The 14072-nt window shown below is 63.0% G+C and carries 8 protein-coding genes; all 8 read left to right on the top strand.

All coding sequences use genetic code 11. The features are described from left to right. The first annotated feature begins 28 nt into the window (after positions 1-28). The 8 genes from ACQ4WQ_RS26975 to ACQ4WQ_RS26940 all read left to right on the top strand — a co-directional run bounded on the left by ACQ4WQ_RS26975 (position 29) and on the right by ACQ4WQ_RS26940 (position 14043). Positions 29-1762, top strand: coding sequence for a putative porin (locus tag ACQ4WQ_RS26975; protein WP_436501261.1), 1734 nt, complete (start codon positions 29-31; stop codon positions 1760-1762). Positions 1763-1768: 6 nt separating this feature from the next. Beyond that, positions 1769-2464 carry a hypothetical protein gene (locus tag ACQ4WQ_RS26970; protein ID WP_436501259.1) on the top strand — a complete coding sequence of 232 codons (696 nt, stop codon included), beginning with the start codon at positions 1769-1771 and terminating at the stop codon, positions 2462-2464. 25 nt (positions 2465-2489) lie between these two features. Beyond that, the gene (locus ACQ4WQ_RS26965; RefSeq protein WP_326459550.1) at positions 2490-2978 is read left to right on the top strand and encodes a YbjN domain-containing protein; all 489 of its coding nucleotides are present in this window, start codon (positions 2490-2492) and stop codon (positions 2976-2978) included. A 209-nt stretch (positions 2979-3187) separates the two neighbouring features. Continuing rightward, positions 3188-6292: a DEAD/DEAH box helicase gene (locus ACQ4WQ_RS26960; protein WP_436501257.1), complete on the top strand. Its 3105-nt coding sequence runs from the start codon at positions 3188-3190 to the stop codon at positions 6290-6292. A 48-nt stretch (positions 6293-6340) separates the two neighbouring features. Beyond that, positions 6341-7468, top strand: coding sequence for a PAS domain-containing sensor histidine kinase (locus ACQ4WQ_RS26955; RefSeq protein WP_436501255.1), 1128 nt, complete (start codon positions 6341-6343; stop codon positions 7466-7468). Positions 7469-7605: 137 nt separating this feature from the next. Continuing rightward, entirely contained in the window at positions 7606-8286 is a 681-nt protein-coding gene (locus ACQ4WQ_RS26950) for a response regulator transcription factor (protein ID WP_034753797.1), read from the top strand. A gap of 154 nt (positions 8287-8440) precedes the next feature. Beyond that, positions 8441-9148: a transposase gene (locus ACQ4WQ_RS26945; RefSeq protein WP_436501253.1), complete on the top strand. Its 708-nt coding sequence runs from the start codon at positions 8441-8443 to the stop codon at positions 9146-9148. A gap of 194 nt (positions 9149-9342) precedes the next feature. Continuing rightward, a complete protein-coding gene (locus ACQ4WQ_RS26940) occupies positions 9343-14043 on the top strand; it encodes a glutamate synthase-related protein (RefSeq protein ID WP_436501251.1) in 4701 nt (1566 codons plus the stop codon). Positions 14044-14072 lie beyond the last annotated feature (29 nt).

Genomic DNA, 14072 nt, shown 5'->3' with positions numbered 1-14072 from the left:
TTCATTTTAATTTTTATCGAAAGAAACAATGAATTCCTTATTTTCTTCCCCACAGCGTGCGCGCCGCCTTCCGCTGGCGCTGGCCGCCCTGGCCCTGAGCATGGCGGCGGGCGCCGTGCAAGCGCAGGCACCGGCCGACAGCACCATGGTCAAGCTGATCCGCGGCCTGATCCAGAGCGGCGCCCTGAACAAGGATGCCGGCGAAGCCTTGCTGGCGCAGGCGCAAAGCGAAGCGCTGGCCGCCGCGCAAGCGCGTCCGGCCGCCGCGCCGGCCGCCCTGGCGCAGGTGCAGCCGGGCGACGTGCGCGTGCCCTACATTTCGCAAACCGTGCGCGAGCAGATCCGCGACGAGATCAAGGGCCAGGTCATGGCCGAGGCCAAGGCGGGCGGCTGGGCGGCGCCGAATGAAACGCCGGCCTGGACCAAGCGCATCCGCCTGGAAGGTGACGTGCGCGCGCGCTACGAATCGCGCTATTACGACATGGCTAACAGCAATATCGAGATCGACTGGCGCTCGCTCAACAGCGGCAGCGGCTACGACGTCAATTCGAACACCAACCTGGCCCTGCCGGCGCTGCTGAACACGCGCGAAGACCGCAAGCACTTGCTGCGCGCCCGCGCCCGCCTCGGCATCCTGGCCGACATTTCCGACACCACGCAAGCGGGCATCCGCCTGGCCAGCGGCAATGACGACAGCCCGGTGTCCACCACGCAAACCCTTGGTGGCGGCCTGGGCAAGAAAAACATCTGGCTGGACCAGGCCTGGCTGTCCTACCAGCCTGCTTCGTGGCTGAAACTGACGGCGGGCCGTTTCGACAATCCGTTCGTGTCCGGCGACGAACTGTTTTCCAGCGAACTCAATTTCGACGGCATCGCCGCCAAGGTGCAGCAGCCCGTTGGCGAGAGCAAGGACGTCACCGTGTTCGGCACCCTGGGCCTGATTCCGCTCGAATATTCGTCCGACAATGCGCCTAGCCGCAGCCAGGCAAAAATGTCGAGCGAAAACAAATGGCTGCTCGGCGCGCAAGTGGGCGCCTCGTGGAAGATCAATAGCGACCATCAATTGCGCGGTGCCGTGGCCTACTACAACTTCCGCAACATCAGCGGCGAGTATTCGCAGCCGTGCGCGCTGTACGCGGGCGCCGATGGCTGCAGCACGGACTGGTCGCGTCCATCGAGCATGCAAAAGGGCAATAGCTTGATGTTGCTGCGCAATATCGCCCTGAACCCGCTGGACCCGGCGAATACGCCGCAGCCGCAATTCGTGGGCCTGGCGTCGAAATTCCGCCTGGCCAACCTGAATGCGCGCTGGGATAGCAAGGTCGCGGGCGGCACGGACTTGCGCATCGAAGGCGATTATGTGCGCAACATGGCCTACGACAAGAACGCCATGTGGGCGCGCGCCAAGGGCGGCATCATGAACAACTTCGGCGGCACGGGCGGCGTCTCGCAAGCCGATTTCAGGAGCGGCGGCAATGCCTACATGCTGCAGGCAACCTTGGGCAAGGCGAACCCGGCGGCGCGCGGCGACTGGAACGTGCTGCTTGGCTACAAGCGCATCGAACCGGATGCCTTGCCTGACGCCTACAACGATTCCACCTTCCACCTGGGCGGCACGAATGCGCGCGGCTATTACCTGGGCGGCGCGTATGCGCTCGACAAGAATACCTGGCTCAATGGCCGCTGGACGTCGAGCCGCGAAGTGTTCGGTTCGGCACTGTCGATCGACACCCTGCAAATCGAATTGAACGCGCGTTTTTAAGGAGCCATGATGTTGATATTCAACAAAACGCGCTTGCCGGTTCTGCTGCTGATGCTGCTGGCCGGTGGTGCCGCCCAGGCGCAGGGACAAAAGGGGCAAAGCATGGAAGAGCGTTTGCGCGCCGAGCTGCGCAATGTCACGGCGCAATTGCAGCAGACGCGCGGCGAACTGGAAGCGCTGAAAGCCAAGGGCGTGCCTGCCGCCAAGGCGGCGCCCGCCGCTGCGGCGCCTGCCAGCGATGGCTTGAAAAAGGAGCTGGCGCACAGCCAGTCGCAGCTGGTGCAGGAGCGCGCGCAACGGGAAAGGCTGGCCGCCGAGCAGCAGCGCAGCGCGGCTGCCGCACAGGAGGCCACCGCGAATCTGGCGCAGTACCGTCAGGCCGGCGAACAGCTGGCCGCCACGGGCAAGCGGATCGAAGCGGAACGTGCGCGCCTCGATGGCGAAGTGGCGGCGCAGCGCGGTGCCCTGGCGCGCTGCGAAAGCAAGAATGCCCAGCTGTATGCAACGGGGCAAGAGATCCTGCAAGCGTATGAAAGCCTCGACGTGCTGGACGTCATGAAAGCGCGCCAGCCGTTCGCCGCGCAAAGCCGGGTCAAACTCGAGCAAATCGCGCAGCAGTACGGCGACCAGCTATACCAGGGCCGCTTTGATGCACGTCAAACAAGTGACACGCCGGCCGCGCCCGCGCCGGCACCTCAATAATCTTTTTGAAATGAATGGAATGACGATGGAACACACCAACAACTTGCTGACCACCCTGAATGCTGAACAAACGGCCGAGGCCATCAAGGCGGCCGGCTGCGCCGTGACCAGCATTGAACACGACGGTGTCGTGCGCCTGCACAGCGCCAGCCATGGCATCGGTTTCCAGGTGCTGTGGGGTAATGAAGCCGCGCCTGGCCAATATGCGGACCTGACCTTGAGCTGCCCGCTGCGCGTGCAGGGCGGCGACTTGCCGGCCGGCTTGCTGGCCGAATGGCACCGCAGCAAGCGTTTTGCCCGCGTGGCCCAGCATGGCGATTTCGTCGTGCTGGAGATGGATGTGCTGGTCGCCGGCGGCGTCAGCAAGGAGTACCTGGATATCAATCTGCAACTGTGGACGCAGATGATGGGCCAGTTCTTCTTGTTTTTGCGCAACTTTACGCCGGCCGATACGAGCACGGCACCGGTAGTCGAGGCCGCCAGCGTGGCCGAAGAAGAAACTGTGCCGGCCTGATAAGCCCTCCACAGGCGTCGAAAAAAGGCCCGCGACGGGCCTTTTTTGCCGCTGGCGGGTCCCAAGTGTCGTATTAAATACTTATTTTTTAGGCATCGCGCATTAAAACTGCTCAAAGAGCGTGTGTGAATCAAGCCAGCAAGGCCTGTATGGCGGATAATATTGCCTGTTGCCGATTTGGATACGACCTTTACACAAAAATGCGCCCCATGGATTTTACCCGCGACGAAACCAGTGAAACCCCAGTTGCCCCGGCCAGCGCGCCGGGAGCGCCTTTGCCGTATGCCGTCGCCACCTGGCTGCAGCGGGTGGAGGCTGCCGCCCATCCGAAGGCCGTGCTGACGATTGCCGAGCCCGATCCCAAACTCAACCAGCACCGCCTGATCTACGTGCTGGCGCCCACCAGCGGCGGCCGCCACGTGGCCCTGTGCCTGTACAAGGCGCGGCTGCGGCCGAACGGCGACGTGGCGGCGGCGTCTCCCATCAGCGAAATCTTTTCCCTGCTGTCGGCGCCGCCCACGTTCTTGACGCCGGCCGACGAAGACCTCGTGCGCTTCTTCGTGGCCATGCGCAGCGGGCAGAATTCGCAGACGGGCAGCGCCACGGAGCCGAAGGGCAAGGTGGGCGCGGCCCTGCTGAAAATGCTGGCCGAGCAGGACAAATTGTTGTGGGCCAATTCCTGGGCCGACGTGGGCAATGGCCTCGTGTACCCGTTGAAGGAAGGTCCCGTGCGTCCCGCGCGCCTGTTCTGGCGCGACGAAGGCAAGACCATGCGCCTGGGCTGGCAAGTGGACCCGCCGGAAGGCGCGAAGCACCACGGCGCCGACCAGATCGACTATATGCTGCCCACCGATCCGCCGTGGTACATCGACAACCTGTCGTGCGGCGTGCTGGAACTGAACCAGGGCGGCTCCGACATTTCCCTGGCCGACCTGCAGGCGCTGGTGGCGCAGGCGCCGCCGTTGAATGCGAACGACAAGGTGCGCGTGTCGCAACTGCTGCTGGCGCAGGGCTTGCAGCATTTGATGCCGCTGCCGCAACCGTTGCCGCAGCGCTTGCGCAAGGACGTGCCGGCGCAACCGGTGTTGCTGCTGGACAGCGCCATGCTGGCCGATGGCAGCCTGCAGCGCTGGAGCGATTTCGCCGTGCTGTCCTACGACTACGATGGCGAAAGAGTCTCGTTCGACCCGTCGCAGCGCGTGGTGCGGCAAGTGGGCGAGGTGACGGAAATTATCCAGAGAAATACGGTCGATGAAGCGCGCGCGCTGGCGACATTGGCCGAGCTGCAATTCAAGAAGCCGGGCTCGGCCCCCTTGAGCGGCTTGAAGGGCGCCTTGCTGCTGCCTTCCCAGGCGGAATGGCTGCGTTTTGCCGAGTCCGGCATCGACGCTTTGCTGGAACAGGGCTGGATCGTGGAAAAGACGGCCAAGTACCGCTACGACGTGAGCGACGTGGGCGACTGGTACGCGGAGATCGACGACCAGGACCCGGACAGCGGCAACGCCTGGTTCGAGCTGGAGCTGGGCATCGTCGTCAACCACGAGCGCGTGCCGCTGCTGCCCGTGCTGGTGCAGCTGATCCGCAACGCGCCCAACGATTTCAACCCGAAAGTCATCGAAGCGCATGCGGACGATGACCAGATGCTGGCGACCTTGCCGGACGGCACGCGCGTCGCCCTGCCGTGGGGCCGCGTGCGTCCGATCCTGAATACCCTGGGGGAACTGTATTTCAGCGACAAGATCAGGCATGCCGTGCGCATGTCGACCCTGGACGCGGCGCGCCTGGAAGAGCTGGCGCGCGGCCTGGAGATGCAGTGGACGGGCGGCGAGCAGCTGCGCGCCATGGGCCGCAAGCTGAGCCAGTTCGGTTCCGTGCAAAAAGTGGCGGCACCCGCGGGCTTGCAGGCGACCCTGCGCGACTACCAGGCCGACGGCCTGGCGTGGATGCAATTCCTGCGCGACCATGACCTGGCGGGCATCCTCGCCGATGACATGGGCCTCGGGAAAACCGTGCAGACGCTGGCGCATATCCTGGTGGAAAAGGAAGCGGGCCGTCTCACGCATCCGGCCCTCGTCATCGCACCGACTAGCTTGATGGGCAACTGGCAGGACGAGGCGGCCAAGTTCGCGCCCAGCCTGAAGGTGTTGCTGCTGCAAGGCAAGGACCGCGCCCAGCAATTCGACCAGATCGACCAGTGCGACCTGGTGCTGACCACCTACGCGCTGTTGCCGCGCGACGAGGAAACCTTGCGCGAGCACGATTTCCACCTGGTCATCCTCGACGAATCGCATTACATCAAGAATACGCGCAGCAAGGCGGCGCAAAGCGCGGGCCTGCTGCGCGCGCGCCATCGCCTGTGCCTGTCCGGCACGCCGCTGGAAAATCATTTGGGCGAGCTGTGGTCGCAATTCCACTTCCTGCTGCCGGGCTTGCTGGGCGACGAGAAGACCTTCAATACCCAGTTCCGCCACCCGATCGAGCGCCAGGACGATCCGCTGCGCCGCATGCTGCTGAACCGCCGCATCAAACCGTTCCTGCTGCGCCGCACGAAGGACAATGTGGCCAAGGAATTGCCGCCGAAGACGGAAATGGTGCGCAAGGTGGAATTGACGGGACCGCAGCGCGACCTGTATGAAACCGTGCGCCTGGCGATGGATCAAAAAGTACGCGAAGAAATCGACAAGAAGGGCGTGGCGCGCAGCCAGATCGTCATCCTCGAAGCGCTGCTGAAACTGCGCCAGGTGTGCTGCGACCCCCGTCTGGTGAAATCGCTGCCGGCGAAGAAGCAGTCGGCCGGTTCGGCCAAGCTGCTCGACCTGATGCAGATGGTGGAAGACTTGCTCGACGAAGGACGCAAGATCCTCGTCTTCTCGCAATTTACCAGCATGCTGGAATTGATCGAGGAAGAACTCGAATCGCGCGACATCCCGTACGCCTTGCTGACGGGGGAGACGAAGGACCGGGGCGCGCAGGTGGCGGCCTTCCAGCAGGGCGCCGTGCCCATCTTCCTGATCAGCCTGAAAGCGGGCGGCGTGGGCTTGAACCTGACGGCGGCCGACACGGTGATCCACTACGATCCGTGGTGGAATCCGGCGGCGGAAAACCAGGCCACGGACCGCGCCTGGCGCATCGGCCAGGACAAGCCCGTGTTCGTCTACAAATTGATTGCGAAGGGCACCCTGGAAGAAAAAATCCAGCTGCTGCAGCAAAAGAAATCGGAGCTGGCGCAATCGATCCTGGCCGAAGGCGAGTCGCAGAAGATGGCCCTCACGCAGGAAGACTTGCAGCAGATTTTCGCCCCGCTGGAAGATTAATGCTGCCGCACGCTTATACTTGGCAATCTTTCTTGCCAGGTATAACGCATGCTGCCCTTTCTCCTTCTGCTGCTTGCCGGCGTCATCCTCATGGCGCTGCGCTTCGTCCAGTTGCGCCGCGCCCTGCTGCGCGCGCGGGCGGGCGAAGCGCAGTTCCGCCTGCTGGCCGAGCATGGCCGCGACGCGGCCTTCCTGCTCGATGCCACGACCCTCGAATTACTCTACATCAGCCCTGCCGCGCAACGCCTGACCGGTTACGACCTGGCCGCCTTGCGCGAACACGCGGCGCGCCTCGCGGCCGACGTGCCGGCCCGCTTGCAGCGCTGGCGCGACGGCGACGCCAGCCGCCTGACCCTGCTGCGCGAAGTGGAGCTGGCGCATGCGGACGGCCATCCTCTGGCGCTGGAAGTCAGCTCGACCATCGTGCCCGCCGCGGCGGGGCGGGGCGTCACCGTGGTGGGCACGGTGCGCGACGTCAGCGCCGCCCACGCGCAGGAAGCGGAACGGGAAAAGGAGCAGAAGCGCTTCGCTTCGATGCTGTCGCACGAATTCCGCACGCCGCTCGCCACCATCGACGGCGCCATCCAGCGCCTCGTCTCGACGTCGCAAGACGCCGACGAGGCCACGCGCAAGCGCTACGTGAAAATCCAGACGGCCGTCGACCGTTTGCTGGCCATGATAGCCGACTATTTATCGCCCGAACGCATGGCGGCCATCGGCCGCGAGCGGGCCGCCGACGGCATCGCGCCGCTGGCCTTGCTGCAGCAGGCGGCCGCCACCGTGCCGGCCAGCCACCGCGTGCAACTGGAACTCGACGAAGACTTGCCGGCCAGGCTGCGCTGCGACGTGCCCGGCATGGCCCTGTGCCTGAAAATCCTGCTCGACAACGCCGTCAAGTTCAGCCCGCCGGGCAGCAGCATCGGCTTGTCCGCCAGGCTGCTGCCCGAGGGCGGCGTGGCCCTGTGCGTGCGCGATGCGGGACCCGGCTTGCGGGAAGAAGAACTGGGGCAGCTGTTCGAGAAAGGTTTCCGTGGAACCGATGCGACGCATGCCGGTGCGGGCCTGGGACTGTACATGGCGCGCGCCGTGGTGGACGTGCATGGGGGGAGTTTGCAGGGGCATAATCTGCCCGAAGGCGGGGCGCTTTTCCGGATTTGGCTGCCGCTTCCTGTCTAGACAAGGAAAAGCCTTGCTTCCGCTGAAGCCAACCGTGATAATTCCTTGACGTAAACCTATTGTGCCGTCCATCATGGTGCAGAAGTGAATGGCATGGTTTGCCCACGGTAGCTCACTAACGGAAGAATGGCGTAGCAATGACGAAAATACTGATCGTCGAAGACAATCTGGACTACGCCGAGGACATGGCGGAGTTTCTCGTTGAGCTCGAACACGAAGTTCATATCACCAGCTCCGCTGGCGGGATGTGGACGGCGTTGAGCCATGGTAATGTCGGCGTAGTCGTGCTGGACCTGGGCTTGCCCGATGAGGATGGCTTCAACGTCATCCCCCGCATGCGCCAGCTGTATCCGCAAATCGGCGTGCTGGTGCTGACGGGGCGTGTCGCTTTCGACAGCCGCATCCTCGGCTTGCGCCTCGGTGCCGACCACTATCTGACCAAGCCCATCAAATTCCCCGAACTGGCCGCCCACATCGAAGCGCTCGACCGCCGCGTGGGGCCGCAAGATCCCGTGCCGGAGCCAGGCAAGTGGACCTTGAAAGTAAGCGCTCGCCAACTTGAGTTGATGGGCGCCGTCATCGCCCTGACGGAAAAGGAATTCAACTTCCTGCACCTGTTGACCATTAACACCCGCCCCGTGCCGCGCGACGTCATCGTGGCCGGCATGGGCGGCGAAGACCCCGATGCAGGCCGCCGCGTCGACATGCTCGTGTACCGGCTGCGCAAGAAAGCCAAGACGGGCCTGGGCCAGGACTTGCCCCTGCGCAGCGCGTATGGCGAGGGTTACAGCCTGTCGGCCAGTTTCAACTTGTCCTGATCCCGGATGCCAGCCACCCACGGAGGGTGGCTGCATAAAAGGGACAGAGTCAATCGCTTTTTTCAAGATTTCAAATAAAACAGGGTCAGAGTCGCGTCCTGCGCTCGCAAGTGTGTAAAATCAAGGCCTTAGCCTTCTTTTTACCGATTCTGCCATGGCCCGTCTGCCCCGCCTCATCATTCCCGCACTGCCCCATTACGTGATCCAGCGCGGCAGTAACCGCCAGCCCGTGTTCCAGGATGCGCTTGATTACGCGCAATTTTTGTCCTGGCTGAAAACGGGCGCGAAAATGTTCAAGGTGGCCATCCACGCCTACGTTTTATTGCCTGATCAGCTACATTTATTGGCCACGCCCAGCGATGCGACGGGTCTGGGACAGCTGATGCAGTGGCTGGGACGCTATTACGTGCCGTATTTCAACCAGAAATACGGCCGCGAAGGGGCGTTGTGGCAGGGACGCTACAAAACTTCCGTCATCGATCCCGACAATTTCTTCCTCACTTGCTGCCGCTACCTCGAATGCGTGCCCGTGCAAACGGGGCTGGCGGGCCAGGCGCTCGATTACAGCTGGTCCAGCTATGCCCACCATGCGGGCGTGCGGCCCGATGCCGTCATCACCGACCATGCGCTGTACTGGGCGCTGGGCAACACGCCGTTCGACCGCGAGGCGGCGTATCTGCGCCTGGTCGAGCAGGGACTGGGCAGCAGCCAGGTGAAAACCGTGGAACAGGCTGTTTTGAAGGGCTGGCCCCTGGGTTCCGACGCTTTCAAGCAGGCGCTGGAGCAGAAAATGCAGCGGCAAGTACTGCCCGCCAAGCGGGGCCGTCCCCGCAAAATCGTGGCCGAGTCCGCCTCCAATTGAAAAGCATTCGCATTTAAAACAAAAAATGGTTTCTTTTTGACGTTTTATTGAAATCGCTTTAACTATGTCCCTATTAAATTTTTAGGGCGACAGATTCGAATTTAATTCGACTCCGACCCTAATTGTTCTGGTTGAGTTTTTTGTTGCGTTGCACTACTCTAGTTTTTCGATAGTCATATGCAGCGGAGAAGCCCATGAAAGCGCAAGGCCTGTACGACCCAGCCAATGAACACGATGCCTGCGGCGTCGGTTTCGTCGCCCATATCAAGGGCAACAAGACCCATTCGATCGTCGAACAGGGTTTGCTGATTCTGAAAAACCTCGATCACCGGGGCGCCGTGGGCGCCGATGCGCTGATGGGCGATGGCGCCGGCATCCTGATCCAGATTCCCGACCAGTACTACCGCGAAGAAATGGCCAAGCAGGGCGTGGAATTGCCGCCGCCTGGCGAATACGGCGTGGGCATGGTCTTCCTGCCCAAGGAACACGCGTCGCGCATCGCCTGCGAACAGGAAATCGAACGCGCCGTGCGCATCGAGGGCCAGGTCGTGCTGGGCTGGCGCAACGTGCCCATCGATACGGACATGCCGATGTCGCCCACCGTGCGCGCCAAGGAACCCGTCATCCGCCAGATCTTCATCGGCCGCGGCCCGGACATCATGGTCACCGACGCGCTCGAGCGCAAACTGTATGTGATCCGCAAATCGTCGGGCCACGCCATCCAGGCCTTGAAACTGCTGCACGGCAAGGAATTCTTCGTGCCGTCGATGTCGGCCCGTACCATCGTCTATAAAGGCTTGCTGCTGGCCGACCAGGTGGGCGTGTACTACAAGGACTTGCAGGATGCGCGCTGCATCTCGGCCCTGGCCCTGGTGCACCAGCGTTTCTCGACGAATACCTTCCCGGAATGGCCGCTGGCCCACCCGTACCGCCTGATCGCCCATAACGGCGAGATCAACACGGTGAAAGGCAACTTCAACTGGATGCGCGCGCGCGAAGGCGTGATGAAGTCGGCCGTGCTGGGCGACGATCTGCAGAAACTGTTCCCGCTGATCTATGAAGGCCAGTCCGACACGGCGTGCTTCGACAATGCGCTGGAATTGCTGCTGATGGCCGGCTACCCGATCGCCCAGGCCATGATGATGATGATTCCGGAAGCGTGGGAAAACCACACGACGATGGATGACAACCGCCGCGCCTTCTATGAATACCACGCGGCCATGATGGAGCCGTGGGACGGCCCGGCCGCCATGGCATTCACGGACGGCCGCCATATCGGCGGCACCCTGGACCGCAATGGCTTGCGTCCGGCGCGCTATATCGTCACGGACGACGACCTGGTGGTGATGGCGTCGGAATCGGGCGTGCTGCCGATTCCCGAATCGAAGATCATCCAGAAATGGCGCTTGCAGCCTGGCAAAATGTTCCTGATCGACTTGGAAGCGGGCCGCATCATCGACGACCAGGAACTGAAAAACACCTACGCCAACGCCAAGCCGTACAAGGCGTGGATCAATTCGGTGCGCATCAAGCTCGACGAGATCAAGCTGGCCGAAGGACAAGCGAAGCTGGACCGCGCCCAGGGCGAAAAAGCCCAGCCATCGCTGCTGGACCGCCAGCAGGCGTTCGGCTACACGCAGGAAGACTTGAAATTCCTCATGGCGCCGATGGCACTGGCCGGCGAAGAGGCGACGGGCTCGATGGGCAATGACTCGCCGTTGGCCGTCATGTCGAACAAATTGAAGCCGCTGTATAACTACTTCAAGCAATTGTTCGCGCAAGTGACGAATCCGCCGATCGACCCGATCCGCGAAGCGATGGTGATGTCGCTGGTGTCCTTCATCGGCCCGAAACCGAACTTGCTCGATACCAACAACGTCAACCCGCCGATGCGCCTGGAAGTGGCGCAGCCCGTGCTGGGCTTTGACGACATGGCGCGTCTGCGCAACATCAGCGCCCACACGGGCGGCAAGTTCAAGTCGTACGAACTGGACATCTGCTACCCGCTGGCCTGGGGCAAGGAAGGCGTGGAAGCATGCCTGGCCTCGCTGTGCGCGGAAGCCGTCGATGCCGTCAAGTCAGGCCACAATATTTTGATCGTGTCGGACCGCGCCATCTGCGCCGACCAGGTGGCGATCCCCGCGCTGCTGGCCACGTCCACCGTGCACCAGCACCTGGTGAGCAAGGGCTTGCGCGCGTCCACCGGCCTGGTCGTGGAAACGGGCTCGGCCCGCGAAACGCACCACTTCGCCTTGCTGGCCGGCTATGGCGCGGAAGCCGTCCACCCGTATCTGGCCATGGAAACCCTGGCCGAGATGGCGCACGGCTTGCCGGGCGACCTGTCGGGCGAGAAAGCCATCTATAACTACACCAAGGCGGTCGGCAAAGGCTTGATGAAGGTCATGTCGAAGATGGGCATTTCGACCTACATGTCCTACTGCGGCGCGCAAATCTTCGAAGCCATCGGCCTGAACAAGTCGCTGGTCGATAAATACTTCAAGGGCACGGCCTCGAACGTGGAAGGCATCGGCGTGTTTGAAGTGGCGGAAGAAGCGCTGCGCCTGCACGCGCTGGCCTTCGGCAACGATCCCGTGCTGGCCGATAAGCTCGACGCGGGCGGCGAGTATGCGTTCCGCGTGCGCGGCGAAGACCACATGTGGACGCCGGACGCGATTGCGAAATTGCAGCACTCCACGCGCAGCAACAATTTCTCCAGCTATAAGGAGTATGCGCAAATCATCAACGACCAGAGCCGTCGCCACCTGACCCTGCGCGGCCTGTTCGAGTTCAAGCTCGACCCGACCAAGGCGATCCCGCTCGATGAAGTGGAACCGGCCAAGGAAATCGTCAAGCGTTTCGCCACGGGCGCCATGTCGCTCGGGTCCATCAGCACGGAAGCGCACGCAACGCTTGCGGTCGCCATGAACCGTATCGGCGGCAAGTCGAATACGGGCGAGGGCGGCGAAGATCCGAACCGCTACACGCAGGAATTGAAGGGCATCCCGATCCGCCAGGGCGATACCATGGCTTCCGTCGTGGGCGCCGAGCAGATCGTCGTCGATATTCCGCTGCAGGAAGGCGATTCCATGCGCTCGCGCATCAAGCAGGTGGCGTCGGGACGTTTCGGCGTCACGGCCGCTTACCTGAATTCGGCCGACCAGATCCAGATCAAGATGGCGCAGGGCGCGAAGCCGGGCGAAGGCGGCCAGTTGCCGGGCCATAAGGTGTCCGAATACATCGCCAGCCTGCGCTTCTCCGTGCCGGGCGTGGGCCTGATTTCGCCGCCGCCGCACCACGACATTTATTCGATCGAAGACCTGGCGCAGCTGATCCATGACTTGAAGAACGCCAATCCGCGCGCCTCGATTTCCGTGAAACTGGTGTCGGAAGTGGGCATCGGCACCGTGGCCGCCGGCGTCACCAAGGCCAAGGCCGACCACGTGGTCGTCGCCGGCCACGACGGCGGCACGGGCGCCTCGCCATTGTCGTCCGTGAAACATGCGGGTACGCCGTGGGAGCTGGGTCTGGCCGAAACGCAACAGACGCTGGTCTTGAACGGTTTGCGCAGCCGTATCCGCGTGCAGGCCGATGGCCAGATGAAGACGGGCCGCGACGTGGTCATCGCCGCCCTGCTGGGCGCCGACGAGATCGGTTTCGCCACGGCGCCGCTGGTGGTCGAAGGCTGCATCATGATGCGCAAATGCCACTTGAATACGTGCCCGGTGGGCGTGGCCACGCAAGATCCGGTGCTGCGCGCCAAGTTCTCGGGCAAACCCGAGTATGTCGTCAATTACTTCTTCTTCGTGGCCGAAGAAGCCCGCCAGTTGATGGCGCAGCTGGGCATCCGCACGTATGACGAGCTGATCGGCCGGGTCGACTTGCTCGACAAATCGAAGGCGATTTCGCACTGGAAGGCGCAAGGGCTGGACTTCTCGTCCATCTTCTACAAGCCGGAAACCCCGGATGGCCAAGCCTGCCGCCACGTGGAAAACCAGGACCATGCGCTGGAAAAGGCGCTCGACCACAAGCTGATCGCGCAAGCGCGCGCGGCGCTGGAAAAGGGCGAGCGCGTTTCCTTCATCTCGCCCGTGCGCAACCTGAACCGCACGGTGGGCACCATGCTGTCCGGCGAAGTGGCAAAGAAATACGGCCACGCCGGCTTGCCGGACGACACCATCCACATCCAGCTGCAAGGCACGGCGGGCCAGTCGGCCTGCGCCTTCCTGGCGCACGGCATCACGATCGACCTGGTGGGCGAGGGCAACGATTACGTCGGCAAGGGCTTGTCGGGCGGACGCATCATCGTGCGGCCCAATACCGAGTTCCGCGGCTGGGCCGTGGACAACATCATTATCGGCAACACGGTGCTGTACGGCGCCATCGCCGGCGAAGCGTTTTTCAACGGCGTGGCAGGCGAACGCTTTGCCGTGCGCAACTCGGGCGCCACCACGGTGGTCGAGGGCCTGGGCGACCATGGTTGCGAATACATGACGGGCGGCACGGTGGTGGTGCTGGGCAACACGGGACGCAACTTCGCGGCCGGCATGTCGGGCGGCATCGCCTATGTGTATGACCCGGCCGGTGACTTTGCCAGCAAATGCAACACGGCCATGGTCAGCCTGGACAAGGTCGTGTCGGCAGGGGAACAGCACGTCGACCGCGATGCCTGGCACACGCAGCACCGCGACGGCGTGCCGGAAGCGGACGAAGTCATCCTCAAGCGCCTGATCGAGCGTCACTTCAAGCACACGGGCAGCACCCGCGCCCGCGTCCTGCTCGACGACTGGGCCGCGGCGCGCGGCAAGTTCGTGAAGGTCTTCCCGAACGAATACAAGCGCGCGCTGATCGAGATGGCGGCCGATGCCGCCATGGAAGTACAAGCCGTCGCCGCCTGAGCCAGCCAGGCTCATTGCCAAATGAACGA

This window comes from Janthinobacterium goodfellowi (assembly GCF_051380695.1).
In the GTDB taxonomy this organism is placed as follows: Bacteria; Pseudomonadota; Gammaproteobacteria; order Burkholderiales; family Burkholderiaceae_D; genus Janthinobacterium.
This window is presented reverse-complemented; position numbering and strand designations above follow the sequence as displayed.

What these genes read in the sequence shown, in the direction of transcription:
- ACQ4WQ_RS26975 (WP_436501261.1), top strand. Translation starts at nt 29, where the DNA reads ATGAATTCCTTATTTTCTTCCCCACAGCGTGCGCGCCGCCTTCCGCTG.
- ACQ4WQ_RS26970 (WP_436501259.1), top strand. Translation starts at nt 1,769, where the DNA reads ATGATGTTGATATTCAACAAAACGCGCTTGCCGGTTCTGCTGCTGATG.
- ACQ4WQ_RS26965 (WP_326459550.1), top strand. Translation starts at nt 2,490, where the DNA reads ATGGAACACACCAACAACTTGCTGACCACCCTGAATGCTGAACAAACG.
- ACQ4WQ_RS26960 (WP_436501257.1), top strand. Translation starts at nt 3,188, where the DNA reads ATGGATTTTACCCGCGACGAAACCAGTGAAACCCCAGTTGCCCCGGCC.
- ACQ4WQ_RS26955 (WP_436501255.1), top strand. Translation starts at nt 6,341, where the DNA reads ATGCTGCCCTTTCTCCTTCTGCTGCTTGCCGGCGTCATCCTCATGGCG.
- ACQ4WQ_RS26950 (WP_034753797.1), top strand. Translation starts at nt 7,606, where the DNA reads ATGACGAAAATACTGATCGTCGAAGACAATCTGGACTACGCCGAGGAC.
- ACQ4WQ_RS26945 (WP_436501253.1), top strand. Translation starts at nt 8,441, where the DNA reads ATGGCCCGTCTGCCCCGCCTCATCATTCCCGCACTGCCCCATTACGTG.
- ACQ4WQ_RS26940 (WP_436501251.1), top strand. Translation starts at nt 9,343, where the DNA reads ATGAAAGCGCAAGGCCTGTACGACCCAGCCAATGAACACGATGCCTGC.